This window comes from Myxococcus sp. AB056 (assembly GCF_006547365.1).
In the GTDB taxonomy this organism is placed as follows: domain Bacteria; phylum Myxococcota; class Myxococcia; order Myxococcales; family Myxococcaceae; genus Myxococcus; species Myxococcus virescens.
In genome coordinates this window covers 53,155-79,760 of record NZ_VHLB01000023.1, presented here as the reverse complement: position 1 = coordinate 79,760, position 26,606 = coordinate 53,155, and the positions used below count along the sequence as shown (strand labels likewise).

Here is a 26,606-nt window from a genome sequence, read left to right as displayed (position 1 = left end):
CCGCTACACGTACGCGTTGTTCATGATCTCCCCGAAGCCGCCGCCTCCGGGGACGATGTACTGCCGGTCATCCAGGCCCCGCTCCTTCTCCCAGAGCGCGCCCGGCTCGGTGCCGAACACCTCCGGCGGGGACAGGCCCCGGTCCAACCGGAGCGCGTAGATGATGACGTCCGGATGGTCCGTGGTCATCTTCCGCAGGTACTCCGGCGTGACGATGAGGTTCAGGGTGATGATGCGCCGGGGCGTCCCGGGCACCTTGTTCTTGTAGAGCGAAATCGCCGTGGACAGGCTGCCCCCCGTGGCCCCCATGGGGTCGGGGAACAGGACGAAGGCGTCGTCCACGTCGCCGCCAATCTTCGCGCCGCCAATCTCCGAGCCCACCACCGCCTCCGCGGCGTCAATCATGCGGCTCATGATGATGTGGTCCTGGCGCACCACCGTCGGGTCCAGCGTGGCGTTCATCAGGTCGTACGTCACCTGCGACGGCAACGTGCCCGCCCGGGCGATGTTCACCGTCACCACCCGCACCTGCGGGTCGATGACCTCGCCCTGGTAGAGCCCCTGCGGGGTGGAGTCGATCATCCGCGTGGGCAGGCTGACGTTCTTCCGCGGGAACTCCGCGTTGAGCACCGTCTTCACCAGGTCGACGTACAGCGTCTCCACCAGGCGGTTGATCTGCGGCTGGATGACGCCCTTCGAACACAGCGTGGCCAGCTGGGTCAGGAGAAAGGGATTTCCCACCAGGTGGACGTGAGGCCCATAGTGGTGGGGCATCTCGTTCAGCTTGAAGGGAACGTTGGAGTACAGGGTGTCGCGCATCCGTTCAGCTCCCGCTCAGTCGAACAGTTCCAACGTCTGCGGCGGCGTGCCCTCCGCCGGTTCCGCCACGTGACACTTGCGGCAGCGCGGCTCGTACGCGCCCGCCGCGCCCACCACCACCCGCTCACCACTGGACACGATGCGCTGGGAGCGGTTGGCCGGATTCCCACACACCACGCAGATGGCCAGCTCCTTCGTCACGTACTCCGACACCGCCATCAACTGGGGCATCGGTTCGAAGGGGCGCCCCTGGTAGTCCTGGTCCAGGCCCGCGCAGATGACGCGCAGGCCCTTGTTGGCCAGCGCCTCCACCACGGCGACGACTTCTGAACCGAAGAACTGCACCTCGTCGATGCCCACCACCTGGGTGTCGGGCGCGAGCCTGTAAAAAATCTCTTCAGCCCGCTCGATGGCGGTGGACATCACCTTGTGCTGCGAGTGGCTCACCACCGCGGATTCGTCGTAGCGGTTGTCGATGCGCGGCTTGAAGACCTGCACCTTCTGCTTGCCGTAGACGGCGCGCTGGACGCGGCGGATCAGCTCCTCCGTCTTGCCGGAGAACATCGAACCGCAGATGACCTCTATCCACCCGATATCTTTGGGGAATTGGTGCAAGGAACGCTCACGGGCCGGGGGCGGAAAGGGCGCGGATAGTCTGCCACGACCCCAGGGGAGTCAACTTCCCGCCACGCCCGTCCCATAGCCGAATCGTCCCCGGATGTCGCCCGCTTCCTCGCCTGCTCGTCACCGGGCCCCGCGGGCGTTGGCAAGGCTCTTGAAGAGCATTGGCTACGGACTGGCGAAGGGGGATGGGCGTGGCGGCGACGATCGGACAGATGCGGGGTGGGGCGTGGGGCAACAGGGCTTCTTTCTACCTGTCACCGGCGTCCGTCGCGTTGTTGATGCTGAACCTGCTGGACGGGCTGTTCACCCTCTTCTTCCTCCAACTGGGCGTGGCCGAAGAGCTCAACCCCATCATGCGGGAGGCCTATGAGCAGTCCCCGCTCTTCTTCATGTTCTCCAAGCTGGTCATCGTGAACGCGGGCCTGTGGCTGCTGTGCATCCACCGGCACCTCAAGGCCAGCCGCATCGCCATCCGGCTGGGCGCCGCCGTGTATGCCGTCATCGTGGTCTACCACCTCGCGTTCCTGACCCACCTGGTCATGCACTGGCCGCAAATGCTGACCTAGCCTCCACTCGCAGCGGCCGACTGTGGGTGCATTGAACAGTGGCGCAAATCTCTCTCGCGCCCGCGCTTGCATTTGGCACCCGGTATGTCCCAGGCTTCCCTTCAGCTCCGACCTTTCGGGTTCGGGGGGGGACCATGAACATCACCGACGTCCGGGTGTTTCCGGTCGAAGAGGACAAGCTCAAGGCGTACGTCACCATCACCTTGGACCACTGCTTCGTCATTCGCGATTTGAAGGTCATTCACGGCTCGACCGGGCTCTTCATCGCGATGCCAGCCAAGAAGCGGAAGGATGGGACGTACAAGGACATTGCCCACCCGCTCAACGCGGATACGCGGAGTCAAATGGAACGCGTCATCCTGATGGAGTACGAGCGACACCTCCATCAGGCGCAAGCCGGGATGCTCGTCGCAGCACCAGCGGACCTCGACTAACGACTTCTTTCCTTCCGTCCGCGTCCAGGTTAGTCAGCGGCCCCACCATGCAGCCGCGTGACTTCAAGGTGTTCGCCGGGAACTCGAATCCCGGCCTGGCGCATCGCATCTGCGAGTACCTCAAGCGCCCTCTAGGCAAGGCGGAGGTCGGTCGGTTCTCGGACGGGGAGATTCACGTCGAGATCGGCGAGAACGTCCGCGGCCACGACGTCTTCATCCTCCAGTCGACCTGCCCGCCGGCGAACGATCACCTGATGGAGCTGCTCATCATGTGTGACGCGCTCAAGCGAGCGAGCGCCGGCTCCATCACCGCCGTCATCCCGTACTACGGGTACGCCCGTCAGGACCGGAAGGTGGCGCCGCGTACGCCCATCACCGCGAAGCTCATCGCGGACCTGCTGGAGTCCGCGGGCGCCGGGCGCGTGGTGTCCATGGACATGCACGCGGGGCAGATCCAGGGCTTCTTCAACATCCCCTCGGACCACCTCTACGGCTCGCCGGTGTTCCTGGAAGACCTGCGCAAGCGCTTCCCGGAGTCGCAGGAGCTGGTCATCGTCTCGCCGGACGCCGGCGGCGTGGAGCGCGCCCGCGCGTACTCCAAGCGGCTGAACACGGGCCTGGCCATCATCGACAAGCGCCGTCCCCGCCCCAACGCGTCGGAGGTGATGAACCTCATCGGCGACGTGAGCGGCAAGGACGCCGTGCTGGTGGACGACATGGTGGACACCGCCGGCACGCTCGCCCAGGCGGCCGCGGCGCTGAAGGCCAAGGGCGCACGGCGCGTGGTGGCGTACGCGGTCCACCCCATCCTCTCCGGCCCGGCCATCCAGCGCATCCAGGACTCAGTGCTGGAAGAGGTCGTCTTCACGGACACCGTGCCGCTGTCTCCGGCGGCGCAGGCCTGCTCGAAGATCCGCCTGCTCACCACCGAGCGCCTCTTCGGCGAGGCCATTGCCCGTATCCACCGCGCGGACTCGCTCAGCTCGCTGTTCGTCTGAGCCGGCGCGCGCTTGCCTGCCGGGCGGCTTGACTCCAGGCCCTCCGGCTGGCATGTGCACCACCCTCCATCGGAGGCCTTCACAGGCGCCGTCTTCGGGGCCCGCCACTGGGGCGGGATGCCGAGGGCGCCAGGGCCGCCGGTGGCACCCGCAGTCCCATCCGTGAGGATTCCATGTCCGTCAATACGAGCACCCTCGAGGCCAAGCCGCGTGAGGGTTCCGGCAAGGGCGTTGCCCGCCGCCTGCGCGCCGAGGGTCTGATTCCCGCCGTCGTCTACGGAAAGCACCTGGAGAAGCCGGTGCACATCTCCGTGAACCCCAAGGCGGTCCGCCAGGCCATCAACACCCCGCACAAGTTCAACACCCTGATCCAGATCAAGGTGGAGGGCGGTGACCGCCAGGTGCTCCTGAAGGACTACCAGATGGACCCCGTCACCCGCGCCATCCTGCACGCCGACTTCCTGGACGTGCGCCCCACCGACAAGGTGAAGGTCAACGTGCCGCTGGTGCTCTCCGGCCGCGCGCAGGGTGTGGCGGACGGCGGTCTGCTGACCCAGGCCCGCCGTGAGATCGAGGTCTGGTCGCTTCCGGGCGCCATCCCCGAGAAGCTCGAAGTGGACGTGACGCCGATGAAGATCGCTGAGGTGCTCCACATCAACGATCTGAAGCTGCCCGAGGGCGTGTCGGTGAAGACGAACGTCAACTACACCCTGGCCGTCATCAGCGCGCCGGAGGCTGTGGAGGCGGGTCCGGGCGCTGCGGCTGCCGCGGCGGCTCCGGCCAAGGACGCGAAGGCGGCTCCCGCCAAGGACGCGAAGGCCCCGGCGAAGAAGTAGTCTGTCGCCTTCAGCGGTCCTTCTGGAGCGGGGCCGGCCCGGCAAGGGGCTGGCCCCGTTTCTCGTTTCGGGAGCCACGTCATGAAGCTCATCGTCGGGCTGGGCAATCCGGGGCGCGAGTACGAGCGGCACCGGCACAACATCGGGTTCATGGTGGTGGAGGCGCTGCTGTCGCGGGCGCGCGCGGAGCTGAACCAGGAGAAGTTCGCGGCCAAGGTCGGCCAGGGCACCCTGGCGGGCGAGCGCGTCCTCTTCGTGGAGCCCCAGACGTTCATGAACCTGTCGGGCCGCTCCGTCGCGGAGGCGGCGCGCTTCTTCAAGGTGCCGGTCGAGGACGTGCTCGTCATTCATGACGAGCTGGACCTGCCCCTGGGCCGCCTGCAGCTCAAGGCCGGCGGCGGCAGCGGCGGCCACAACGGCCTCAAGAGCATCGTCTCCAGCCTGGGCGACGAGGGCTTCATCCGCCTGCGCTTCGGCATTGGCAAGCCGGAGGGCCCCAACGCCCGCGAGCGCGTGTCCGGCTACGTCCTGTCCAACTTCGACGACGGCGAGCGCCGGGAGATGGATGCGCTCATCGACCGGGCCATGGACATGACGGAGCTGTGGATTCGCGAAGGGCTGTCAGTGGCCATGAACCGGTTCAACCGGAAGGCCTGAGGCGGGCCCCCAGGCCCCCCCCACGGGCTGGCGGACGGGGCGCCCGGCCGCTTGACTTGGCGGGGGGGCCCCCATAGAAGGCCCCTTCCCTCATCGGGGATGACCCGGTGGGATGTTCTTTTCCAGCTTCCCGTGTTGGTACACGGGACGTAGCGCGAGGGTGACGGGCGCGCGGTTTCCCGTCCCCGGCGGTGGGCCTCTCAGGTCCGCTGGCCGTTTCCCCGCTCTCTGGATTCACCGGAGGGCACTCGACCCCAAGGGGAGAGAAAACAATGGCTGAGACGCAGGCCGCGACGCGGCTTCGTGAGTACGAGACCATCTTCCTGGTCAAGCCGGACCTGACGGACGACAACGTGGACAAGCTCAAGGAGCGCGTCCGCGGCATCGTTTCCCGTGAGGGTGGCAAGGTCATCCGCTTCACGGTGTGGGGCAAGAAGAAGACCCTGTTCCCCGTGGCGAAGCAGCCCCGCGCCATCTACGTGCACACCCACTTCCTGGGTGGCGCGAAGCTGGTGGCGGAAATCGAGCGCAACCTCCGCAACCTGGACGAGGTCACCCGCTACATCTCCGTGAAGATCGCGGACGAGGTGGACCCCGAGACGCGTCCGGTGCTCGAGGACGTGAAGCTGGCCGGCGACGTGGAGGAGACCCGTCCGGGCGCTCCCGCGGAGCGCGAGGGTGGCTTCCGCTCCGAGGGTTCCGAGGAGCAGGGCGGCGACTCCGAGGAGGAGTCGTCCGAGGAGGCCTGAGGGCCTTCTGGGTCAATTCGCTAGAGACCATTCCAGGATACGAGAACGCTCATGAGCAACGGAACGGATAGCAAGACGGCCTCTGCCCCCCCCGCCCGCAGCGGTGGTGGCTTCGGCGGTGGTGGTTCGCGTGGTGGTGACCGGGGTGACCGCGGTGGTGATCGCGGCGACCGCGGCGGCGGGCTGGGCGGCGACGACGACAAGCGCGGTGGTGGCCGCGGCTTCGGCCGCAAGAAGGTCTGCCGCTTCTGCGCGGAGAAGAACGCGTCGGTGGACTTCAAGGACCAGGCGACGCTGAAGTACTTCGTGACCGAGCGCGGCAAGATCATCCCCCGCCGCATCTCCGGCAACTGCGCCAAGCACCAGCGCGAGGTGGCGGTGGCCATCAAGCGCGCCCGTGGCATCGCGCTCCTCCCCTACAACGCGGTGGTCGGCTAGTCCGCCGGTCCGCACAGGAGACTGAACATGAAGGTCATTCTGCGTGAGGACATCGAGAACCTGGGCAAGTCCGGGGAACTCGTCACCGTGAAGGACGGCTTCGGCCGCAACTTCCTCCTGCCCCGCAAGAAGGCGGTTCTGGCCAGCGAGCAGAACCTCCGCCAGTTGGAGCACGAGAAGGCGGTCATCGCCGCTCGGAACGCCAAGCTGAAGGGCGCGGCCGAGGAGCAGGCGAAGAAGATTGGCGCCATCAAGGTCGCCATCAAGCGCCGCGTGGGCGATCAGGACAAGCTGTTCGGCTCCGTCACGGCGCTGGACATCGCGGAGGCGGTTGCCGCCGAGGGTCAGAGCATCGACCGCCGCCACATCCACCTGCCCGAGCCCATCAAGGCCCTGGGCAACTACGAGGTGGAGCTGCGCCTGCACCGCGACGTCATCGCGAAGATCAAGCTCGAGGTCCTGCCGGAGTAATCCTCCGCGGGCTTCACTGAAGTGAGAGAGGGCCGTCCGGGGCAACCCGGGCGGCCTTTTCCTTTGCGCCCCACCCCGCCCGTCCGGCTCACACCTCCGTGAAACCGGCTGGCGACAGATGCGTGGAGCGCTCGGGGCGCGGTGCGTATCCCGGAGCGGAAGGAGGCTCGCGCATGAGCACCACCGCCACCCCGCACCTCACCGATGAGCACCGCCCGGACCTGGACTGGCTCCGCGTGGTGGCCATCCTCCTGCTGCACCTGTTCCACACCGGGATGATGTTCAACACCTGGGACTGGCACGTGAAGAGCGTCCAGGCCCTGCCGTGGCTGGAGCCCCCCATGGAGGTGCTGCATCACCTCCGCATGCCGCTGCTGATGTGCATCTCCGGCCTGGGCACGGCGTTCGCGCTGCGGCGGCGCTCGCTGGGCACCTTCGCCGGGGACCGCGCGAAGCGGCTCCTGGGCCCGTTGGTCTTCGGAATGTTCGTTGTGGTGCCGCCGCAAATCTACCTGGAGCGGCTCCAGCGAGGGACGTTCCAGGGCAGCTACGCGGACTTCTACCCGTCCGTGTTCGGCTTCGTGCCCTACCCCGCCGGCAGCTTCAGCTGGCACCACCTGTGGTTCGTCGCGTACCTCTTCGTCTACTGCCTGCTCGCGCTGCCCCTCTTCGCGGCGCTGCGCACGGCGAGCGGCCAGGCCTGGCTCCAGCGCGCCGAGGCGTGGCTGAGCCGGGGCTGGAACGTGGCGTGGCTGTTCCTGCCGCTCGCGCTCAACGAGGTGTTGCTGCGCCGCTTTCCCCAGACGCACGCGCTGCTCGACGACCCGCGAGCCTTCATCCACTTCGGCCTCTTCTTCATCGGCGGACACCTGCTGGGCCGGTGTCCTCGCGTCATGGAGCACCTGGTGACCCGGCGCAAGGCGCTGCTGGGCGCCTGCGGCCTGCTCTTCGCCGTCATGGTGCCGCCGAACGAGTACGCCTTCCCACTGGAGACGCTGGGCCGCACGGCGCGGCAGTGGCTCTTCATCCTCACGGCCCTGGCGTGGGCGCGGGCCTGCATCCACGTCCGCCGCCCCTGGCTCCGGTACGCGCGCGAGCGGGCCTACCCGTTTTACATCCTCCACCAGACGGTCATCGTCGTCGTCGGCTTCGCGGTCGTGGACTGGCCCGTGGGCCCCTTGGGCCTCTTCCTGGCGGTACTCACGCTGACGTTCAGTCTTACCTGGGGACTGTGTGAAGGAGTGGCCCGGGTGCCCTGGCTGCGAGCGTGCTTCGGGATGCCGGCTCGCTCGAAACGGGCCGCGCCCATCCACGCCGCCGCCCCAGTGCATACTGCCTGACGACGCCCATGACGCCCTCTCCGCCCCAGGCCAGCCTCGACTGGAAGTGGAGGACGCCCGCTTCGCGCTGGCGGGCGAGGCGACGGACGGCCCGCAGACGCTGCGGCAGGTGGGCGCCCTGCGTCCGGACCTGCTGGTGCTCGACGTGCAGATGCCGGGCCTCACCGGCTTCGAGGTGCTGGAGGCCCTGGGCGCGGAGCATTGTCCGGCCGTCATCTTCTCCACCGCGTACGACACCTTCGCGCTGGCGGCCTTTGAAGCGCAGGCGGTGGACTACCTGCTGAAGCCCTACGATGCGGAGCGCTTCGGCCGGGCGCTCGACAAGGCGCACGCGGTGCTCCGCAGCGGGATGCCGGACACCGCGCGGCTCCAGTCCCTGCTGGCGGCGCTGGGGCGGGCCCCCGCGGGCCGCCCGCTGGAGCGGCTGGTGGTGAAGGTGGGCGAGGCCTGGGTGCCCCTGCCGCTGGTGGACGTCTGGCGCCTGTCAGCCGAGGACAAGTACGTGCGGCTCTACACGGGCCAGGGTGAGCACCTGGTACGACAGACGCTCCGCGCCCTGGAGGAGCGGCTGGCCCCCTCACGCTTCGTCCGGGTGCGCCGGGGCGACATCGTCAATCTGGACGCGGTGGCCCGCCTGGAGCCGTGGAGCCATGGGGATGGAATCCTCGTCCTCAGGGACGGGAGCTCCGTCGTACTCAGCCGCACCTGGCGTGAAGCGTTCCTCCAGAAGTGGGGACTGGAGGGGTAAGCGGCACTGCTACAGGGCTGTGGCAGCAAATTTGGTTGTGTCAGCCCTGCCTGTAGAGTGGGCGGGCTGCCATGGAGAACGTCCACGAGTTCAGAGAGGGTCGGAAGGTCCACGAGGACCTCGCCGCGGAGCGCGCCGTGCTGGGCGCCGTGCTGGCGGACAACACGCTCATCGCCGCGGTAGGCGAGGTCGTCCACCCAGAGGATTTCTCCAGCCCCGCACACGCCCAGATTTTCGAGGCGATGCTGAAGCTCGACGGCCAGTCGAGACAGGTGGACCACCTGACGCTGGCCGAGGAGCTGAAGGTGTTGGGCCACCTGGTGTCGGTGGGCGGTCCGGCCTACCTGATGCGTCTGGACCAGGTGGTGCCCATCGCGTCCAACGCGGTCCAGTACGCGCAGATCGTCAAGGACCAGGCCATCCGCCGCCGCCTGGCCCAGGCGGGCAGGGAGATTCAGGACCTCGCCAGCCAGGAGACGGGCGAGCTGGAGGTGCTGCTCGACGAGGCCGAGCGCAAGGTGTTCCTCCTCGCGGAGAAGAAGCGCGAGGGCGACCTGCGCCCGGTCAGCGAGCTGATGGAGCATACGCTCGACCTGCTCGACAAGATGAAGGCGGCGGCCACGGGCATCACGGGCCTGTCCACCGGCTACATCGACCTGGACAACCAGCTCACCGGCCTGCACGCCGGCGAGCTCATCATCCTCGCGGCGCGTCCCGGCATCGGCAAGACGTCCTTCGCGATGAACATCGCGGTGCACGCGGCGCTGAAGGAGAACAAGGCCGTCGGCATCTTCAGCCTCGAAATGCCCGCCGACCAGTTGCTGATGCGTCTGCTGGCCTCCACCGCGCGCGTGGACATGAAGAAGCTGCGCGGCGGCCGGCTGACGCCGCACGACGAGGAGAAGTTCCAGGAGATGGCGGGCGCGCTCTACAACGCGCCCATCTACATCGACGACTCAGGCGGCCTGTCCCCGTTCGACCTGCGCGCCAAGGCCCGCCGCGTGAAGCAGCGCGACCCGCGCCTGTCGCTCATCGTCATCGACTACCTCCAGCTCATGCATCAGAAGGGCAAGGTGGAAAGCCGCCAGTTGGAGGTCGCCGAAATCTCCCGCGCGCTGAAGCAGCTCGCCAAGGAGCTGGAGGTGCCCATCATCGCGCTCAGTCAGCTCAGCCGAAAGGTGGAGGACCGCAAGGACGGCAAGCCCCTGCTGTCAGACCTGCGTGAGTCCGGCTCCATCGAGCAGGACGCCGACGTGGTGATGTTCATCCACCGTGAGACGTCTGACGAAGCGGGCCCCGACGGGCAGCCGGCGCAGCAGTCGAACACCGTCATCCCCGTGGAGCTCATCGTCGCCAAGCAGCGTAACGGCCCCATCGGCTCCATCGACCTGGTGTTCCTGGCCGAGTACACCCGCTTCGAGAGCCGGTCTCGGAGCGAGTAGCAGCCCTCCGTGTTCGCGCGGGCGCGGTGCACCTCGCACCCGCCCCTGCCGGTTCGCAGGGAGCAGCGGGCCCGCCCTACTCCACGCCGGTCCGCAGGTAGCGCACCACCAGCGTGCGGGCCGAACGCACCGCCGTCTCCAGCGCGCGGCCCCGGCCCAGCTCCGTGGCCAGCGCGGAGGCCAGCCGGCACCCGGTGCCCCGGCGTCCGGGGGCGCGAGCCAGCCTCTTGCCCTCCAGCACTCGCACGCGGGCCGGTGTGGCCAGGACGTCCGCCAACCCCTGTGTGTCCGGCAAGTGCCCGCCCTTCACCAGCACCGCGCCAAAGCCGTGCTGTGCCAGTGCCTCCGCAGCCTCGACAGCCTCGTCCACCGTGCGCGCGACGGGGCGTCCCAGCAGCCAGCCTGCTTCATCCAGGTTCGGCGTGAGCACCACGCGCGGCCCGGCCAGAGACAGGTAGGCCCGTGCGGACAGGCGCGTCAGCGGCTCGCCCCGGGAGGTGCGCACCACCGGGTCCACCACCCACCACGCGCCCGTGTCCTCCAGGGCCCGCTGCGCGGCCTGGAGCTGCGCGCGCGCGGGCACCATGCCGCACTTCACCGCGTGCACCGGCCCCAGCTCGCGCGCGGCGGCCACCTGCGCGGACAGCACGCGCGGCGGCGAGGCCGTCCAGGTGAAGGTGCGGACCCCCTGCGCCGTCTGCGCCGTGGGCACCGCCACCGGCTGGCCCCGCAGCGCGCGCACCGCGGCGACATCCGCCAAGAGCCCCGCCCGTCCCGTGGGCTCCAACCCCGCAAGCAGGAGGACGCGGGGACTCACCGGCGATGCTCGCGCGCCTTCTGCACGAACGCCTTGTAGAGCCCTACGTGCACCGGAATGGTCGTGGACATGTATTCGGGGTGCCACTGCACGCCCACGGCGAAGGTGTGCACGGAGGACTCGATGGCCTCCACCACGCCATCCGGCGCCACCGCGGTAATCGTCACGTCCTTGCCCACGCCGCGCACCGACTGGTGATGGGTGGAGTTGACCATCAACTGGCCATACCCCACCGCCTCCGCCAGCAACGTGCCGCTCTTTACGTCCACCGGGTGCTGCGGGTGCGTGCGGTCGTGCTTCTGCTCGTGCTCGCGAGCGCCCTCCACCTCACGGCCGATGTCCTGGTACAGCGTGCCACCCAGGATGACGTTGAGCAGCTGCATGCCGCCACAGATGCCCAGCACCGGCATGTTGCGCTTGAGCGCGCCGCGCATGAGCGCCGCCTCGAAAGCGGTACGCCCTTCCTTCAGCGCCCCCAAGCCCTCGCGCGCATCCTCGCCGTAGGCCGACGGAGGAATGTCGAACGCGCCGCCCGTGACGAGCACTCCGGAGATGCGGTCCAGATAGGACTCCACGCAGGCCGGCTCGTCCGAATACGGCAACACGAAGGGCAGCCCGCCCGCGCGAAGGACGGCGTCCGCGTACGGAACCTTCAGCTCATAGCGGGCAAAGGGCTGCTCTCCCGCCGGACTCCAGTCCGGGGTGATGCCGATGTTGGGGCGGCGCGGCGCCGGCCCGTGGTGACGCGAATGGTTGTTCATGGAAGCTCCTGGCTTCGAGGCTATGCCCCGGGGCGCCCCTGTTCAAACGCGGCCACCAGCCGCCTCACACGCTCGGTGATATCCGCGGCGAGCAGCGCGTCGGACACCACCGCCGCGCAGTGCGCCCCAGCCGCCGCCACGCTCGCGATGTTCACCAGCCCCACCCCACCAATGCCCACCACGGGCAGCGGGCTGTCACGCACCACGGACGCGAAGGCCTCCAGCCCCAGCACTGGCGCGGGCACCTGCTTCGTCGACGTGGGGAAGACAGGCCCCAGCCCCACATAGTCCGCCCCCGCCGCTTGTGCCGCACGCGCGCCCACCACGTCTCGCACCGTGACGCCCACCAGACGGCCAGGCCCCAGCAGCGCGCGCGCATCCTCGGCGGGCACGTCCTCGTCACCCACGTGCACACCGTCCGCGTCCGCCAGCAGCGCCAGGTCCACCCGGTCGTTCACCAGGCACAGCGCGCCTTCGCGGCGGCACAGCGCCACCACCTGCCGCGTGGCGGCCAGCGCTTCACGGACCGGGGTGCGCTTCATGCGCAGTTGCACCACCCGGGCCCCGCCGGCCACCAGGCGAGCCGCCTTGTCCACCAGTGAAATCTCCGGCAGGACGGAGTCGTCGCACAGCAGGTAGGGACCGCGGGGAAGGTACGGGCGGGACGGTGCGTTCATCGGCTCTGGAAGGCGGGACGGCGGCGTTGACAGATGGCCACCCTGCTATAAGGTGCCGCGCTGTTTTCCAAGCAATTCTGAGGATTTGAACCATGGCGGATTCGGCGGACCCGAAGTACCTCGATAAGCGCACCGCGGAGCGGTACGTGCGCTCAGGCCAGCTCGACGAGGCGGAGTACGAGCGCCACCTCCAGGGCCTGCCCGACGTGGCGGAGAAGTCCGTCCCCGTTGAGACGCTCATGCTCGACGACGCCGACGACTTCGACGACGAAGACGAAGAGGATGACTTCGAGGACGAGGACGAGGGCGACGATACGTCCGACGACAGCGATGAGGCCGAGACCTCCGCCGCCGCCGAGTCGACGGATGGCGACGCCGCTGAGGCCGACGAGGCCGGGAGCGACGAAGAGGCCACCACCGCTTCGAACGAGACCTCCGACGACGAGGGGCCGGTCTCCGCATGAGCTCCGGGGACGAGAAGCGCGGCGAGACCTTCGTGATGCGGGGGGAAGCGCGCTCCGCGTCCGAGGAGTCGATTTCCTTCAGCACCTTCATCGTGGGGCTGGGCACCGCGGTGCTCATCCACCTGGGAGGTGCGCCCAATCCTGAAACGGGTCAGACGGAGAAGGACCTGCCGCTGGCCCGGCAGAACCTGGACCTCTTGTCCATGCTGCGCGCGAAGACGCGGGGCAACCTGACGGCCGAGGAAGAGAAGCTCTTCGACGGGCTGCTCGCGGACCTCCGCCTGCGCTACGTGGAGGCGACCAAGCGGTGAAGCACTCCAGTAGGAAGGGCCTGCCCGGCGGCATCCGCTTCGCCGCCATCGTGGGCCTGGTGCTCTCCATCTTCACGGGCTGGGCAGCGCTGATGGAAGCCGTCGAGATGGCGAACTTCTACGAAGCGCGCTCGCTCCGGATGGAGCAGGAGCTGCCTCGGATTCCCGGCGCCCCGGCACTCGACCCGAAGATTCTCGAGGTCTACTACGCGGCGCTGGAGCCCATGCGGGAGCCGCGCGCGGTGCTGCTCGGCTTGCTGGCCGTTGCCTGCGCCTTTGTCAGCGTGTCCGCAGCGCGCATGCTGCGTCCGGAGAACCTGCACCGCGACGCCATGAGCCGGGTCCTGAGCCGCGCGGCCATCATCGCCGCCGGGCTGCGCACCATCGACGGCGCGCAGATGTCCGTGGCCAAGCAGCGCCTCTTCGCGGCGCTGGCGGAGCCGATGAGCAAGATGCCCGAGTTCCCACCGGACATCACCGTCGAGGCCTCTCGCGAAATCCTGAGCGCGATGGGCGTGGGGAGCGCCATCTTCGGCACCGTGGTGGTGGCGGGCACCTTCGCGATTCTGGGGCAGTACTTCCGCAGCCAGCGCGTCCGCGAGGCCATGGCCGTGCAGGACGGGCCGCAGGCGGAGTAACCCTCCTCAGAGGGCGTCGGACTCCGGCAGCGTCACCTGGCAGGTCGGTAGGAGGGCCTCCAAGATGGCGGCCCCTTCTGCGTCACGCCCCTCCAGCGCCAGCTCCTGGCCCGGAGCCACGCGCGGCAGCCGCAGCAGCTCCTTGCGCGTCAGACCGAAGACGTACGCCAGGTGGCCCACCGGCCAGCGCTCCTGCATGTGCTTGAAGGCCGCGTCGTCCATCTGGTCCAGCGGTACCGGGAGCTCCACGTCCTCGTAGACGACCCGCTCGCCGCCCACGCGTCGGCCGTTGCCGTACGCGATGACCTGCTCGCCTTCGTCTGGATCATAGACGTAGGCCTGGACGGCAGCGTTCGTCGCCCGGGAGAGCAGCCGGGGGAGCGCATGGTGGGCCGCATACCAGTGTGCGCCCTGCCGTCCCTCCGTGAAGGGAGCCACGTACGCCAGACGGACCACCTTGCGGCGCCGGTTGACGGACACCTTCAGCCCCGTCGCGCCCATCGCACCGTCCAGCGCCAGCGCTTCACGCGCCAACCGGAGCAGCTCCAGGCCGCCGAAGCTTTCGAGTCGTAGGAGATATCCGCCGTGTGCTTTCAGTTTCAGCCCCCCAGGGGATTGGGCGCCGCCTATACCCGGCATCATACCCGCTGGCAACTCCGGCACCCTGAAAAGCAGGTGGTTCCCAGGAGTCCAAACAATTTCAGGCAAACGGAAACGCCGCGCCACGTGCGCTGCTTGCCAAGGGGTGGCCGACTCTTACGTTGGAGGCATGCGACTCGACAAGTACACAGTGAAGGCGCAGGAGGCGATCCACGAGGGTCAGGCCCTGGCCCGTCGGGCGGACAATCCGCAGTACGAGCCCGAGCACCTGGCCGCTGCGCTGCTTGGCCAGAAGGACGGCATCGTCGACCCCCTGCTCCGGAAGATCGGGGCCGACGTGAAACTGTTCGCCGCGCGGCTTGGCGAAGCGCTCCAGAAGCTGCCCCGCATGCAGGGGGGCGAGAGCGCGATGCTCGGCCAGCGGCTGCTCAAGACCTTCGACAAGGCCGAGGACGAGGCCAAGTCCCTCAAGGACGAGTTCATCTCCTCGGAGCACCTGCTGCTCGCGCTCACGCACGACAAGGGCGCGGTGGGCGAGGTGATGAAGTCCTCGGGCGTCACGAGGGAGCGCGTGCTGTCCGGGCTCAAGGACGTCCGGGGCTCCGGGCGCGTGACGAGCCAGGACGCCGAGTCGACCTACCAGGCGCTGGAGAAGTACGGCCGCGACCTCACGGAGGCGGCGCGCTCCGGCAAGCTCGACCCCGTCATCGGCCGTGACGAGGAGATCCGCCGGTGCGTCCAGGTGCTGAGCCGGCGCACCAAGAACAACCCGGTGCTCATCGGCGAGCCCGGCGTGGGCAAGACGGCCATCGCGGAAGGACTGGCGCGGCGCATCGTCGATGGCGACGTGCCGGAGGGCCTGAAGAACAAGCGCCTGGTGTCCCTGGATTTGGGCGCCATGGTGGCAGGCGCGAAGTACCGCGGTGAGTTCGAGGAGCGCCTCAAGGCCGTCCTCAAGGAGATTGCCGACGCCGCGGGCGAGGTCATCCTCTTCATCGACGAGCTCCACACGCTGGTGGGCGCGGGCAAGGCCGAAGGGGCCATGGACGCGGGCAACATGCTCAAGCCGGCGCTGGCGCGCGGCGAGCTGCACTGCATCGGCGCCACCACGCTGGACGAGTACCGCAAGCACATCGAGAAGGACGCCGCGCTGGAGCGGCGCTTCCAGCCCGTCCTGGTGGGCGAGCCGAGCGTGCACGACACCATCAGCATCCTCCGCGGCCTGAAGGAGCGCTACGAGGTGCACCACGGCGTGCGCATCCAGGACAACGCCCTGGTGGCCGCCGCCACGCTGAGCCACCGCTACATCGCGGACCGGTTCCTGCCGGACAAGGCCATCGACCTGGTCGACGAGGCCTCCAGCCGCCTGCGCATCGAAATCGACTCCATGCCCACGGAGCTGGACGACGTGCGCCGGAAGATGACGCAGCTCCAGATTGAGCGGGAGGGCTTGCGCAAGGAGACGGACCCGCACTCCCAGGAGCGCCTGGGCCAGATTGAGAAGGAGCTGGCCAACCTGAGCGAGAAGTTCAACGCGCTCAAGGTGCATTGGGACGCGGAGAAGACGGCCATTGGCGCCATCCGCAGCCTGAAGGAGAAGCAGGAGAAGGCGAAGAACGACCAGGCCACGGCCGAGCGTCAGGGCGACCTGAACCGCGCGGCGGAGCTGAAGTTCGGCGTCATCCCCTCGCTCGACAAGGAGCTGAAGGCGCAGAACGAGAAGCTGGCCGAGCTGCAGAAGAACCAGAAGTTCCTCAAGGAGGAAGTCGACGCGGAGGACATCGCCCAGGTGGTGGCCAAGTGGACGGGCATCCCCGTCTCGCGGCTGATGGAGGGCGAGGTCCAGAAGCTGGTCCACATGGAGGACCGGCTGGCGAACCGGGTGATTGGCCAGCGCAGCGCCATCGAGGCGGTGTCCAACGCGGTGCGCCGCGCGCGCAGCGGACTGCAGGACCCCAACCGCCCCATCGGTTCGTTCATCTTCCTGGGCCCCACGGGCGTGGGCAAGACGGAGACGGCCAAGGCGCTGGCGGAGTTCCTCTTCGATGACGACTCGGCCATGGTCCGCATCGACATGTCCGAGTACATGGAGAAGCACTCCGTGGCCCGGCTGGTGGGCGCGCCTCCGGGGTACGTCGGCTACGAGGAAGGCGGCCAGCTCACCGAGGCGGTGCGCCGGCGGCCGTACACGGTGGTCCTCTTCGACGAAATCGAGAAGGCGCACCACGACGTCTTCAACGTGCTGCTCCAGATTCTCGACGAGGGCCGGCTGACGGACAGCCAGGGCCGCACGGTGGACTTCAAGAACACGGTGCTCATCCTGACGTCCAACATCGGCTCGCAGGACATCCAGGCCGGCATGGCGGGCAAGGAGGAGCTGGACGAGCGCACGCGCAACGAGGTGATGGACGCGCTGCGCGCGCACTTCCGGCCGGAGTTCCTCAACCGCGTGGACGAGGTCGTCATCTTCGAGCCGCTGCGGAAGAAGGACATCTACCGCATCGTGGACCTGCAGCTGGCGCGGCTGTCCAAGCTGCTGGCCGACAAGCGGCTGACGCTGGAGCTGACGGAGAAGGCGCGCGAGCTGCTCGCCGAGCGCGGCTACGACCCGACGTACGGCGCGCGGCCCCTGAAGCGCGCGGTGCAGAAGAACCTGTTGGACCCGCTGGCCCTCAAGGTCCTGGGCGGCGAGTTCGTCCCGGGCGACCACATCCTGGCGGATGCGGGCCCGGACGGGCTCACCTTCGCCAAGGTGCTGGTGGACACCTCGAAGGACGTGAAGCGCTCGGCCTAGCCCGGGCGTCCACAGATGTGCCCCGGCCCGGCGTCATGGCTTGACGCCGGGCCGCCTCCGCGCGAAGAGCCCGGCCATGAAGCCCTGGGAGACGCTGGAGCGCGCAGAAGTCCCGGACGTGGGGGAAGTCACCCTGGCCCGGCGCGGGGACGAGTACGTCTTCCGCGTGCGGGGCCAGACGCTGATGTCCAGCCGGCAGCACGGCTCCGAGGAAGCGCTGGCCGAGGCCGGCTGTGAAGGGCTGGCGGGCCGAAGCGGCGTCCGGGTGCTCGTGGGCGGGCTGGGCTTCGGCTACACCGCCCGCGCGGTGCTGGACCGGCTGGGGCCCGACGCGCGTGTCACGGTGGCGGAGCTGCTCCCCGTCGTGGTGACGTGGAACCGGGGGCTGCTCGCGCCGCTGGCTGGGGCGCCTCTGGAGGACCCGCGCGTCACCGTGGTGGAGCTCGACGTGGGCAAGCACATGGCCCGTCAGTCCGGGACCTATGACGCCATCCTGCTCGACGTGGACAACGGCCCCACCGCCCTCACCCACCCCGACAACCACGGCCTCTATGGGCGCGTGGGGCTGGCGCACGCCGTCCAGGCGCTGCGGCCAGGAGGCGTACTGGGCGTGTGGAGCGCCGGGCCCTCCCCCGCCTTCGAACGCCGCATGGAGCAAGCGGGCTTCACCGTCCAGGTGCTGCACCCGGCGGCGCATGGCACCAAGGGGACGCGGCATACCCTGTTCATGGGCAAGCGGAGGCCCCAGGGACGGCGTTAGTAGGGGCCCCATGATTCCTTTCTCCGTCCTCGACCTCTCGCCCGTCACGCAGGGCTCCACCGCGGCCGACGCGCTCCGGAACACGCTGGACCTGGCACGGCACGCGGAGGACTGGGGCTTCAAGCGCTTCTGGCTGGCCGAGCACCACAACATGACGGGTATCGCCAGCGCGGCGACGTCCGTGGTCATCGGCTACGTGGCCGGGGGGACGAAGCACATCCGGGTGGGCTCGGGCGGCGTCATGCTGCCGAATCACGCGCCGCTGATCATCGCGGAGCAGTTCGGCACGCTGGAGACGCTCTACCCGGGGCGCATCGACCTGGGGCTCGGCCGGGCGCCGGGCACGGACATGCTGACGGCGCGCGCCCTGCGGCGGGACCTGGCGGCGAGCGCGGACACCTTTCCCCAGGACGTCGTGGAGCTGAAGTCGTACTTCGAGCCCACCGAGCCGGGGCAGCTCATCCAGGCGGTGCCGGGCGCGGGTTTGAAGGTGCCCATCTGGCTGCTCGGCTCCAGCCTGTTCAGCGCGCAGCTCGCGGCGATGCTGGGCATGCCATTCGCCTTCGCCTCCCACTTCGCGCCCGATGCCCTGCTTCAGGCCCTGGACATCTACCGGGAGCGCTTCAAGCCGTCCGAGTCGCTCGAGCGGCCCTACGCCATGGCCTGTGTGAATGTCTTCGCGGCGGATACGGATGCGGAGGCGCAGCGCCTCTTCACGTCCGTGCAGCAGCAGTTCATCCGCCTGCGCCGCGGCACGCCCGGTCAGCTCCCGCCCCCGGTCGATGACATCGACTCCGTGGCTTCGCCCTTGGACCGCGCGAGCGCCGACCACGCGTTGAAGTACTCCGTCATCGGCGCGCCCGACACCGTTCAGCAGGGCCTGGCGGCGTTCATTCGACTCACGGGAGTCGATGAGCTGATGGTGACGGGAATGGTCTACGACCACGCCGCGCGGCTGCGCTCCTTCGAGCTGACGGCGCAGGCGCACCAGCGACTCGCCGAGGCAGAAGCGGCGCAGCCGGCCTGAAGAACCGCTCGCGCCCTCCTCCCAGGCGGAGCGTGAAACACCGCGTCTGTAGCATTGAACGACACACACGCCTCGGCCCTGTAGCGGAACGCGCTACACGGCCACGCGCCTCGTCCTCGCGAACGCCGCTTCTCCCAGCAGCAGCATGGCTGCGCGCCTCGTGGCGCGATGGGTGCACACCTCGCGGCCACGGATGGCGCTTCGCCTCGAAGCGCGTCACGGGAAGCGAGTAGGCTTTCCCTCGGGAGACGTTCTGATGCGCAGGCGGCTGTACCTTCTAGGCATTCCCGTCGGAGCCATCGCCATCGCCGCTGTCTGGGCGAGCACGCCCCGGCTGCCCCGGCCTCTCGAGCTGGGCGCACTGCCCGCCACGACGGAGCCTGGAGAGGAGCTGTCTGGCGGACCGGGCTCCGTGCCGGACCCGGGACGCAACGCCTTCGGCCGCGCCCCCATGAACATGCCGCGGACGCGCTGGGAGGACTTCCACGCGGGCAAGCGCGTCTTCGGCCGCGACTGGACGGACGTGGACGGCCCCATCCAAGTGGGGCCGCTGTTCAACGCCCCCTCGTGCATGACCTGCCACGTGAAGGATGGACGCGGCCAGCCCCCCGCCTCCCCGAGCGAGACGCCCGTCTCCCTCGCGTTCCAACTGAGCGGGCCAGACGGCCGTGGGCCGCATCCGGTGTATGGCGCGCAGCTCGACGTTCGCCATGTCGACGGAACCGGCGCGGAAGGCAGCGTCGAGGTGACGTACGAAGAAGTCACCGGCCGGTTCGCCTCGGGCGAGACCTACGTCCTCCACCGGCCCCGCTACCGATTCACCCAACTGTCGAAGGGGCCCCTCGGAGAGGAGCCCCCCTTCTCTCCTCGTGTCGCACCCGCGAACTTCGGCCTCGGCCTGCTCGAGGCCATCCCCGAGGCGGCGGTACTGGCCCACGAGGATTCGGAGGACCGTGACCAGGATGGCATCTCCGGCCGAGCCAACCGTGTGCGGGACGCGGCGACGGGACAGACGCGGCTGGGGCGCTTCGGCTGGAAGGCCAACCAACCCACGCTGCACCAGCAGGTGGCACACGCGCTCGTCACCGACATGGGACTGACGACGGAGCTGTATCCCCGCGAGCAGGGACGCGAGGCCGGCGAGGCCGCCCCACCCGAGGTCAGCCCCCAGGAACTGGACGCGCTGCTCATCTACGCGCGATTGGTCGCCGTGCCCAAGCGCCGGAACTGGGAATCCGCCGACGTCCTGCGCGGCAAGGCGGTGTTCGGCGCCATCGGCTGCGCGGGGTGCCACGTGGCCACCGTCTTCGAGACGGAAGGCGTGCCCGGCTTCCCCGAACTGTCCGGCCAGCGCATCCGCCCCTACACGGACCTGCTGCTCCACGACATGGGCGAAGGGCTCGCGGATGACCGTCCGGACGGGCTCGCCACCGGCACCGAGTGGCGCACCCCGCCGCTGTGGGGCGTGGGCCTCGTGAAAGCGGTGAACGGGCACACCCGCTTCCTGCATGACGGGCGGGCTCGCGACCTGGAAGAGGCCGTGCTGTGGCATGGCGGCGAGGCCGCGCCGGCCCAGGAGCGCTACACGCGCCTGCCGCTCGTGGACCGGCAGGCGCTGCTCGCGTTCCTCAACTCACTCTGAGCCCTCGCCCACTCAAGAAGCGCTGACGCCGGAGACGCCTCCGTCGCCAGCGAGCCGCCGCATGGGCTGGACCCTTCCATACGTGAGCGAGCGCCACAGCCACTCCGCGGGACCGAAGCGGAAGCGCGCCAACCACAGACGGCTGAACACCACCTGCGCCGCGAAGATGACGCAGCAGATGACGACGATGCGCGACGCCGGCAGCTTGCCGATGAAGCCCAGGCCCCAACCGCTATAAATCCAGATGCTCACCGCGGACTGCATCAGGTAGTTCGTCAGGGCCATGCGACCCACGGGCGTCAGCGCGCCCAGCCAGCGGCTCCAGCGCTCCCGCTGGAAGAGCAGCGCGAAGGCCGCCACATATGCCGCGCCCATGGCGATGAAGCCGGGCTCCTGGAAGCCGTTGACGATCATCATCCAGGGCCCCTTCGGGTCCCACTCCAGCACGCCGGCTTTGCGCAGGCGGAACAGCAGCAACCCACCGCCATTGAGGACGAGGCCCACGCTCAGCCCCCAGCCGAGAATCCGGCGCAGCAACGCCCGGTGACGCTCCACGTCCTGCAACAGGAGCAGACGCCCCGCCAGCAACCCCAGCAGGAAGCGCCCCAGGATGAGGCTCATCCAGAGCACGCGCCGGAAGCCGCCGCCGAGGTTCTCCAGGAAGAAGCGTGCGTTGCCCACCTGCGCCGTCCAGAACGACTCGCTCGACAACGCCGCCAGGGTGTCGGCTCTCAAGGCCATATCCCTGGCCTGACTGGCCTTCGCGGCCTCGGCCGCGGCCTCCGCGCCGTGCAGCAGGATGGGCGTGTAGCGCATGGCGGCGGGCACCAGGAACGGCATCACGGTGACGAGCCCCAGCGCCCAGAACAGCACCGTGCGGTTGGAGCGGGCCCGGAAGGCCATCAGCAGGAAGCCCACCATCGCGTAGGTGTGGAGGATGTCGCCCGTCCACAACAGAAGGGCGTGCGCCAGACCGATGCCGAAGAGCATCAGCAGCCGCCGGCGGTAAAGCGGCGCGCCGGAGACGCCACGTGCCTCGGCCCGCGAGAACTGGAGTGCGAAGCCCAGGCCGAAGAGGAACGAGAAGATGGTGATGAACTTCTGCGTCACGAAGAGCTGATAGATGGCGCCAATCACCTGCTCCAGCAGGTGCGCATCCAGCGCGGTCGAAGCCTCACGGGGCATGAAGGCCCGTCCACTCAGCCACATGAGGCTGTTGGACACGAAGACGCCCCAGAGCGCGAAGCCACGGAGGGCGTCCAGCAAGACGACTCGCTCGGAGGCATCCACCGGACGCGCCACGGGCAGGTCGTCCGCCACGGGAGAACCAGATTGGGACATGCGTGAAGCAGACGCGCTCTGCCTCCTGGCCGTCAATCCCGCCCCTTCGAGGGTGACGGGACATGCGGGCTTACCCCTCCTGACACGGCGGGTGTGCTGTAGTGGCACCCCGCTCCCCGACGGACAGGAGTCCGCCCCGTGAAGATTTCCCCTCTGCTTTCCCTGCTGCTCATCTCCCTGGCCGCGCCCGGCGGCCTCGCGCTCGCCGCGGAGACGCCGCCCGTCCTGGGTGGGCTCGATGCCATCTACCCAGAGCTCGACGCGCTCTACCGCGACCTGCACCAGACGCCGGAGCTGTCCAACCAGGAAACCAAGACGGCGGCGAAGCTGGCCGACCGGCTGCGCAAGCTCGGCTTCCAGGTGACGTCCAAGGTGGGCGGGCACGGCGTCGTGGCCCTGCTCCGCAACGGCCAGGGCCCCACGGTGATGCTGCGCGCGGACATGGACGCGCTGCCCGTGGAGGAGAAGACGGGCCTGCCCTATGCGAGCAAGCAGAAGGCGAAGGACGCCGCGGGCGCGACCCACCCGGTCATGCACGCGTGTGGCCATGACGTGCACATGACGTCGTTGTTGGGGACGGCCACGCTGCTGGCCCGTTCGAAGGACCGGTGGCGAGGCACACTGCTGCTGGTGGGCCAGCCGGCGGAAGAGGTGGGCGCGGGCGCCCGGCAGATGCTCCAGGACGGCCTCTTCAAGCGCTTCCCCAAGCCGGACTTCGCGGTGGCGCTCCACGTCAACACCGCCGCGGCGGGCACAGTGGAGTTCACCCCCGGGTATGCGATGGCGAGCGTGGACAGCGTTGAAATCACCCTGCATGGCAAGGGGGGACATGGCGCCTATCCCCACACCACCGTGGACCCGGTGGTAATGGCGGCGCGCGTCGTCCTGTCGCTCCAGACGCTCGTCAGCCGCGAGAAGAACCCGCTGGAGCCCGCGGTGGTGACGGTCGGCTCCATTCATGGCGGCGCCAAGCACAACATCATTCCCGATGACGTGAAGCTCCACCTCTCCGTGCGCTCGTACAAGCCCGAGGTCCGCAAGGCCCTGCTGGACGGCATCGAGCGCATCGCCAAGGCGGAGGCCATGGCCTCCGGCGCGCCCCGTCCACCCGACATCGCCATCACCGAGGGCACGCCCTCCACCTTCAACGACCCGGCACTCACCAAGCGGCTGGTGGGCGCGGTGTCCCGCGTCCTGGGCGAAAAGAACCTCCAGGAGGCGCCTCCCGTCATGGGCGGCGAGGACTTCTCCGAGTACGGGCGCGCGGGCGTTCCCGCCGTGATGCTCTGGCTCGGCTCCACCGAGCCGCGGCAATACGCCCAGGCCATGTCCGCGGGGACCGCGCTGCCTTCGATGCATTCGCCCCTCTTCGCGCCGGACCGCGAGCGCACGCTGCGCACGGGCGTCACCACGCTGACCACCGCCGCCCTGGAGCTGCTCGACAAGCCGTGATGGCCAGGGAGCGCGCAGCACCTTGCCCCCGAGCCGGCACCTGTTCGGCGGCGGGGTTCGCGAGACGCCCACGCTGATTTGACTCGGGGGAATGCGAAACCGTAGACAGGGCTCCTCTCGCATCGCGACAGGATGTCCCCCTTGCTCAATCGCAATCGTTCCCTGCGAGCCCTGCTGGGGGCTTCGCTGTGGTGGGTCGTCTCCGGCTTCCAGTCCGAGGCCATCGTCAGTCACGAAGGCACGGTCCGCAGTGGCACCTCCGTCTCACTGAGCCTCCAGGTCTCCTCCGGGCCCAGTCTGACCTCCGCGCGCACCGGTCAGCTGGTGGCCTGCATCGCCCTGCCCGTGGGCTGGCAAGCGCCGGGCGGCAGCTACACGCATGCCGGCTCGGCGGCCACCGCCGCGCAGCCGGGCGCCGCGGCGCTCTCCGCCGAGGCCCAGTCCGCCTGGCCCGTCGACGGCGCCACCTGGCACTGCCTGGTGTCGGAAAACGTGACCACGACGAACCAGGAGGTCCAAACGACCGCGCAGCTCACGCTCCCCGTGCCCGCGGCGGCCCAGGGGGCCTACCGGGTGCGGTACCAGAGCGGGTTCCGCGAGATGACGCCTCCGGTCGGAGGGGGGCAGGCTCCGACCTACCAGCCCACGGACTTCTCGGGACGCCTGGAGCGCCTGCTCCACGTCAACGTGGCGCCCGCCACCACCTTCGACGACTGGCAAGCAGGCGTCGCCACCGGCATCCTGGTGACGCCGTCCGTGACGCGCGCTTGGCATGGCAACGGGACGTTCCTGGCGGCGGCCACGGGCAACCCGGAGCTGCTGCGCTCCCCGGACGGGCGCCAGTGGACGGGCTTCGTTCCCGTGGCGGAGGGGACCACGTCGCCCCTCCCGCTGGAGCGGCTGGTCTACTCCCAGCGCAAGTGGTTCGGCCTGTCGAACGGGCGCATCGTCGTCTCGTCCGACAACGCGCACACCTGGGCCCCCGCCTACCAGGACCCGGCGCCCGGGGGCCGGCGCTTCCTGGAGCTCGCGCTCAGCGGAAGCCGGATGGTCGCGGTGGGCACCGCGGGCCTCATCGCCAGCTCCACGGACGGCCAGCGCTGGACCGATGAGAGCATCAACAGCGCCTATGACGTCGTGACGCTGGTGGCCGGTCAGAGCAGCTTCCTCGCCGTGGCCAACCCGATGGCGGGCGCGCCCTCCCAGCATCCTGTCCTCGTGCGGCCCCAGGGCGCTGGCGCCGCCTGGGAGGTGTTCCAGCCCGCCACGCTGTCCGGGCTCACCATCGCCCGGCTCATCGCCGGAAATGGTCGCTTCCTCGCCTTCGCCCGTCCCAACCAACTGCCCCCTCTGGCGCCCCAGGCGGTGGAACCGACGAGCGGATTCTTCCTCTCCGAGGACCTCGGCGGCACCTGGACGCGCGTGGAGAGCCTCCGGCTTCCCGCCGACGCTCCGCTCCCCACCCCGCTCATGACGTTCGTGGACCAGAGCTTCGTCGTCAGCTGGACGGCCGTCGACCCGCAAGTCGTGGGAGTACTGCCCTCGTTCGAGCTGCAGGTGTCGGCGGATGGAAAGGAATGGACGGCGCACCCGACGGGCGCGGGCGGCAACTATGCGTCCACGGCCTTCGCCACGGGCGACACCTCCGTGGTCGCGGTGAGCCAGCGGCGTCTGCTGGTGGCCGCGCGCCGGCCCTGGCCGCTGCCGGAGCTCCTCACGGAGACGCTGCCCCCGTTCCGGCTGGGCTCGGCCGCCAACGTGGAACTGAGCACGCGCGGCTCGGGCACCCTGACGTTCGAGCTGGAGGGCACGCTGCCCTCGGGCCTGACGTTCTCCCCCACGACGGGTACCTTCACCGGCACGCCCGCGCAGTCCGGTAGCACCGCCGTCACCGTCCGGGTTCGCGACGCGCGCGGCGGTGTGGCGGCGCGCACGTACAGCGTGGACGTGGTGGGCACCCTGAGCATCTCCAGCGGCGCGATTGCGTCCGCGACCCAGGGCACCGCGTATGAGGCGCGCTTCACCGTCCAGGGCGGCCGGGCGCCGTATACGTGGAGCCTGGACGGCGGCACCGTGCCCGGAGGCTTGACGATTCAGCAGCGCGACGGCGCCTACGTGCTGAGCGGGATTCCGACCGCCAGCGGCACCTTCCCGCTGACGGTGCGGGTGACGGACTCGGCGAACCAGACGGCGGCGCGGAGCGTGTCGCTGCAGATCGCGCCCCCGCCTCCTCCGATTGACGACAAGGGCGACGCGCCCAGCGGCTGTGGTTGCAGCGGCGGCGGCGCGGGCGTCCAGGCACTGGGGCTGGCGGCGCTGGCACTGATGGGCCGAGCCCGCCGCAAGCGCTGAGCCCGACGCCCCCTGATTCCAACCCGGCCCGCGTGGACGCGCGGGCCGTCAGTTGCCCAGCCGCGTCAGCAGCCACTCCCGGACGTAGGCCCAGTCGCGTTTGACAGTGACGGGCGACACGCTCAGCACCGCGGCGGTGTCCAGCAGGTCCAGGCCCACGAAGTAGCGCAGCTCCAGCATGCGCGCGAGCCGCGGCTGGAACGTGTCCAGCTCCGAGAGCGCGCGGTCCAGCTCCAGCACCTCCATGCTCAAACCCGCCGGGACATCCGCCGCCACGTCCCCCAGGCTCACCCGCTCCAGCCGGGCCTCGCGGAGCTGCGCCCTGCGCAGCCGCGCCCGGTCCACCATCACCCGCCGCATGGCCTGCGCCGCGGCGCTGAAGAAGTGACGCCGCGCCTCCACCGGGGCCCCCGCGCCGAACAGACGCAGCCACGCCTCCTTCACCAACACCGCGGGTTGCAGTGACGGCGTCGACGCCGCATCGGACATGGCCCGCTGCGCCATGTCCCGCAGCTCCCGGTAGGCCGCCGCCGTCAACGCATCCCGCGCGCCCTGCTCGCCCTTGCGCGCGTGGTCCAGCAGCTCTGTCAGCTCCGACATGCCCACATTCACCTCCAGGCCAGACGGGTTCGCCGCCCTCACAGAAACTACGCCCTCAACGAGAAATCTTGGAAAACTGGGGCGGATACCCCTCACGGTGCAACGATTCCCCCGTCCGGAGGGGCTGGGAAACGACAGTGTCCTACAGCAGGAGGCGTTCACCCGCTGACGTCAGGCCGAGGCGCACCCGCAGGCACGGCGGAAGCAGGGCATTCCGGCATTTCCCCGGGTCGTGCTAGCGAGCCGCT

28 protein-coding genes are annotated in these 26,606 nt (G+C 69.3%); 20 read left to right on the top strand and 8 right to left on the bottom strand.

Annotated elements, in window-relative coordinates; genetic code table 11:
* Positions 1 to 3: 3 nt before the first annotated feature.
* Together FMP39_RS13190 and FMP39_RS13185 are read right to left on the bottom strand one after the other, a co-directional pair.
* Positions 4 to 819: a uracil phosphoribosyltransferase gene (locus FMP39_RS13190; protein ID WP_011555046.1), complete on the bottom strand. Its 816-nt coding sequence runs from the start codon at positions 817 to 819 to the stop codon at positions 4 to 6.
* Between the two features lie 15 nt (positions 820 to 834).
* Positions 835 to 1,434, bottom strand: coding sequence for a thymidine kinase (locus tag FMP39_RS13185; protein WP_141590246.1), 600 nt, complete (start codon positions 1,432 to 1,434; stop codon positions 835 to 837).
* A gap of 194 nt (positions 1,435 to 1,628) precedes the next feature.
* Here FMP39_RS13185 and FMP39_RS13180 point away from each other — a divergent pair, with 194 nt between their 5' ends.
* From FMP39_RS13180 to dnaB, 11 genes are all read left to right on the top strand, one after another.
* A complete protein-coding gene (locus FMP39_RS13180; protein WP_171452260.1) occupies positions 1,629 to 2,009 on the top strand; it encodes a DUF5658 family protein in 381 nt (126 codons plus the stop codon).
* 134 nt (positions 2,010 to 2,143) lie between these two features.
* Complete coding sequence (gene spoVG, locus FMP39_RS13175) at positions 2,144 to 2,443, top strand: septation regulator SpoVG (protein WP_002634160.1); 300 nt, start codon at positions 2,144 to 2,146, stop codon at positions 2,441 to 2,443.
* A 47-nt stretch (positions 2,444 to 2,490) separates the two neighbouring features.
* On the top strand, positions 2,491 to 3,441 hold the full coding sequence (locus tag FMP39_RS13170) for a ribose-phosphate pyrophosphokinase (RefSeq protein WP_011555049.1): 951 nt from the start codon (positions 2,491 to 2,493) through the stop codon (positions 3,439 to 3,441).
* A gap of 173 nt (positions 3,442 to 3,614) precedes the next feature.
* Positions 3,615 to 4,277, top strand: coding sequence for a 50S ribosomal protein L25/general stress protein Ctc (locus FMP39_RS13165; RefSeq protein ID WP_141590245.1), 663 nt, complete (start codon positions 3,615 to 3,617; stop codon positions 4,275 to 4,277).
* An 81-nt stretch (positions 4,278 to 4,358) separates the two neighbouring features.
* Positions 4,359 to 4,934 carry an aminoacyl-tRNA hydrolase gene (pth, locus tag FMP39_RS13160; RefSeq protein WP_141590244.1) on the top strand — a complete coding sequence of 192 codons (576 nt, stop codon included), beginning with the start codon at positions 4,359 to 4,361 and terminating at the stop codon, positions 4,932 to 4,934.
* A gap of 272 nt (positions 4,935 to 5,206) precedes the next feature.
* Entirely contained in the window at positions 5,207 to 5,683 is a 477-nt protein-coding gene (gene rpsF / locus FMP39_RS13155; RefSeq protein WP_090491551.1) for a 30S ribosomal protein S6, read from the top strand.
* A 51-nt stretch (positions 5,684 to 5,734) separates the two neighbouring features.
* On the top strand, positions 5,735 to 6,121 hold the full coding sequence (rpsR, locus tag FMP39_RS13150; protein ID WP_141590243.1) for a 30S ribosomal protein S18: 387 nt from the start codon (positions 5,735 to 5,737) through the stop codon (positions 6,119 to 6,121).
* Between the two features lie 27 nt (positions 6,122 to 6,148).
* The gene (rplI, locus tag FMP39_RS13145) at positions 6,149 to 6,592 is read left to right on the top strand and encodes a 50S ribosomal protein L9 (RefSeq protein ID WP_141590242.1); all 444 of its coding nucleotides are present in this window, start codon (positions 6,149 to 6,151) and stop codon (positions 6,590 to 6,592) included.
* Positions 6,593 to 6,765: 173 nt separating this feature from the next.
* Complete coding sequence (locus tag FMP39_RS13140) at positions 6,766 to 7,932, top strand: acyltransferase (protein ID WP_141590241.1); 1,167 nt, start codon at positions 6,766 to 6,768, stop codon at positions 7,930 to 7,932.
* 46 nt (positions 7,933 to 7,978) lie between these two features.
* The gene (locus tag FMP39_RS13135; RefSeq protein WP_228557953.1) at positions 7,979 to 8,680 is read left to right on the top strand and encodes a LytTR family DNA-binding domain-containing protein; all 702 of its coding nucleotides are present in this window, start codon (positions 7,979 to 7,981) and stop codon (positions 8,678 to 8,680) included.
* Positions 8,681 to 8,751: 71 nt separating this feature from the next.
* The gene (gene dnaB, locus FMP39_RS13130) at positions 8,752 to 10,122 is read left to right on the top strand and encodes a replicative DNA helicase (protein ID WP_141590240.1); all 1,371 of its coding nucleotides are present in this window, start codon (positions 8,752 to 8,754) and stop codon (positions 10,120 to 10,122) included.
* A gap of 76 nt (positions 10,123 to 10,198) precedes the next feature.
* Here dnaB and FMP39_RS13125 read toward each other — a convergent pair whose 3' ends face one another.
* From FMP39_RS13125 to thiE, 3 genes are read right to left on the bottom strand one after another with little or no spacing between them, the layout of a single operon-like run.
* Positions 10,199 to 10,939 (bottom strand): bifunctional hydroxymethylpyrimidine kinase/phosphomethylpyrimidine kinase, encoded by a 741-nt coding sequence (locus tag FMP39_RS13125; protein ID WP_141590239.1) that lies wholly within the window; start codon positions 10,937 to 10,939, stop codon positions 10,199 to 10,201.
* A complete protein-coding gene (locus FMP39_RS13120; protein ID WP_090491558.1) occupies positions 10,936 to 11,700 on the bottom strand; it encodes a gamma-glutamyl-gamma-aminobutyrate hydrolase family protein in 765 nt (254 codons plus the stop codon). Before FMP39_RS13120 ends, FMP39_RS13125 begins: the two co-directional genes overlap by 4 nt.
* Before the next feature lie 20 nt (positions 11,701 to 11,720).
* Positions 11,721 to 12,377 (bottom strand): thiamine phosphate synthase, encoded by a 657-nt coding sequence (gene thiE, locus FMP39_RS13115; RefSeq protein WP_141590238.1) that lies wholly within the window; start codon positions 12,375 to 12,377, stop codon positions 11,721 to 11,723.
* A 92-nt stretch (positions 12,378 to 12,469) separates the two neighbouring features.
* Between thiE and FMP39_RS13110 the strand changes: the two genes are divergently transcribed.
* Genes FMP39_RS13110 through FMP39_RS13100 form a run of 3 tightly spaced genes read left to right on the top strand, consistent with a single transcriptional unit; the run spans position 12,470 to position 13,790 of the window.
* Entirely contained in the window at positions 12,470 to 12,841 is a 372-nt protein-coding gene (locus FMP39_RS13110; protein ID WP_141590237.1) for an RNA polymerase subunit sigma, read from the top strand.
* On the top strand, positions 12,838 to 13,152 hold the full coding sequence (locus FMP39_RS13105; RefSeq protein ID WP_011555063.1) for a DUF1844 domain-containing protein: 315 nt from the start codon (positions 12,838 to 12,840) through the stop codon (positions 13,150 to 13,152). Before FMP39_RS13110 ends, FMP39_RS13105 begins: the two co-directional genes overlap by 4 nt.
* On the top strand, positions 13,149 to 13,790 hold the full coding sequence (locus FMP39_RS13100) for a hypothetical protein (RefSeq protein WP_141590236.1): 642 nt from the start codon (positions 13,149 to 13,151) through the stop codon (positions 13,788 to 13,790). The genes FMP39_RS13105 and FMP39_RS13100 overlap by 4 nt, the downstream gene beginning before the upstream one ends.
* 6 nt (positions 13,791 to 13,796) lie before the next feature.
* Here FMP39_RS13100 and FMP39_RS13095 read toward each other — a convergent pair whose 3' ends face one another.
* Positions 13,797 to 14,324 carry a hypothetical protein gene (locus tag FMP39_RS13095; protein ID WP_141590235.1) on the bottom strand — a complete coding sequence of 176 codons (528 nt, stop codon included), beginning with the start codon at positions 14,322 to 14,324 and terminating at the stop codon, positions 13,797 to 13,799.
* 235 nt (positions 14,325 to 14,559) lie between these two features.
* Here FMP39_RS13095 and clpB point away from each other — a divergent pair, with 235 nt between their 5' ends.
* From clpB to FMP39_RS13075, 4 genes are all read left to right on the top strand, one after another.
* Positions 14,560 to 17,184 carry an ATP-dependent chaperone ClpB gene (clpB, locus tag FMP39_RS13090; RefSeq protein ID WP_141590234.1) on the top strand — a complete coding sequence of 875 codons (2,625 nt, stop codon included), beginning with the start codon at positions 14,560 to 14,562 and terminating at the stop codon, positions 17,182 to 17,184.
* 76 nt (positions 17,185 to 17,260) lie between these two features.
* Complete coding sequence (locus tag FMP39_RS13085; RefSeq protein WP_141590233.1) at positions 17,261 to 17,944, top strand: hypothetical protein; 684 nt, start codon at positions 17,261 to 17,263, stop codon at positions 17,942 to 17,944.
* Between the two features lie 10 nt (positions 17,945 to 17,954).
* A complete protein-coding gene (locus FMP39_RS13080) occupies positions 17,955 to 18,971 on the top strand; it encodes an LLM class flavin-dependent oxidoreductase (protein ID WP_141590232.1) in 1,017 nt (338 codons plus the stop codon).
* Between the two features lie 256 nt (positions 18,972 to 19,227).
* Positions 19,228 to 20,613, top strand: coding sequence for a di-heme oxidoredictase family protein (locus FMP39_RS13075; RefSeq protein WP_141590231.1), 1,386 nt, complete (start codon positions 19,228 to 19,230; stop codon positions 20,611 to 20,613).
* 12 nt (positions 20,614 to 20,625) lie between these two features.
* On the opposite strand, the gene FMP39_RS13070 is transcribed toward FMP39_RS13075, so the two are convergent.
* Positions 20,626 to 21,954, bottom strand: a complete 1,329-nt coding sequence (locus FMP39_RS13070; RefSeq protein WP_141590230.1) for a DUF418 domain-containing protein — start codon at positions 21,952 to 21,954, stop codon at positions 20,626 to 20,628.
* A gap of 138 nt (positions 21,955 to 22,092) precedes the next feature.
* Here FMP39_RS13070 and FMP39_RS13065 point away from each other — a divergent pair, with 138 nt between their 5' ends.
* A complete protein-coding gene (locus tag FMP39_RS13065; protein ID WP_141590229.1) occupies positions 22,093 to 23,406 on the top strand; it encodes an amidohydrolase in 1,314 nt (437 codons plus the stop codon).
* A 132-nt stretch (positions 23,407 to 23,538) separates the two neighbouring features.
* On the top strand, positions 23,539 to 25,758 hold the full coding sequence (locus FMP39_RS13060; RefSeq protein WP_141590228.1) for an Ig domain-containing protein: 2,220 nt from the start codon (positions 23,539 to 23,541) through the stop codon (positions 25,756 to 25,758).
* 48 nt (positions 25,759 to 25,806) lie between these two features.
* Here FMP39_RS13060 and FMP39_RS13055 read toward each other — a convergent pair whose 3' ends face one another.
* A complete protein-coding gene (locus FMP39_RS13055; protein WP_141590227.1) occupies positions 25,807 to 26,358 on the bottom strand; it encodes a sigma-70 family RNA polymerase sigma factor in 552 nt (183 codons plus the stop codon).
* Positions 26,359 to 26,606 lie beyond the last annotated feature (248 nt).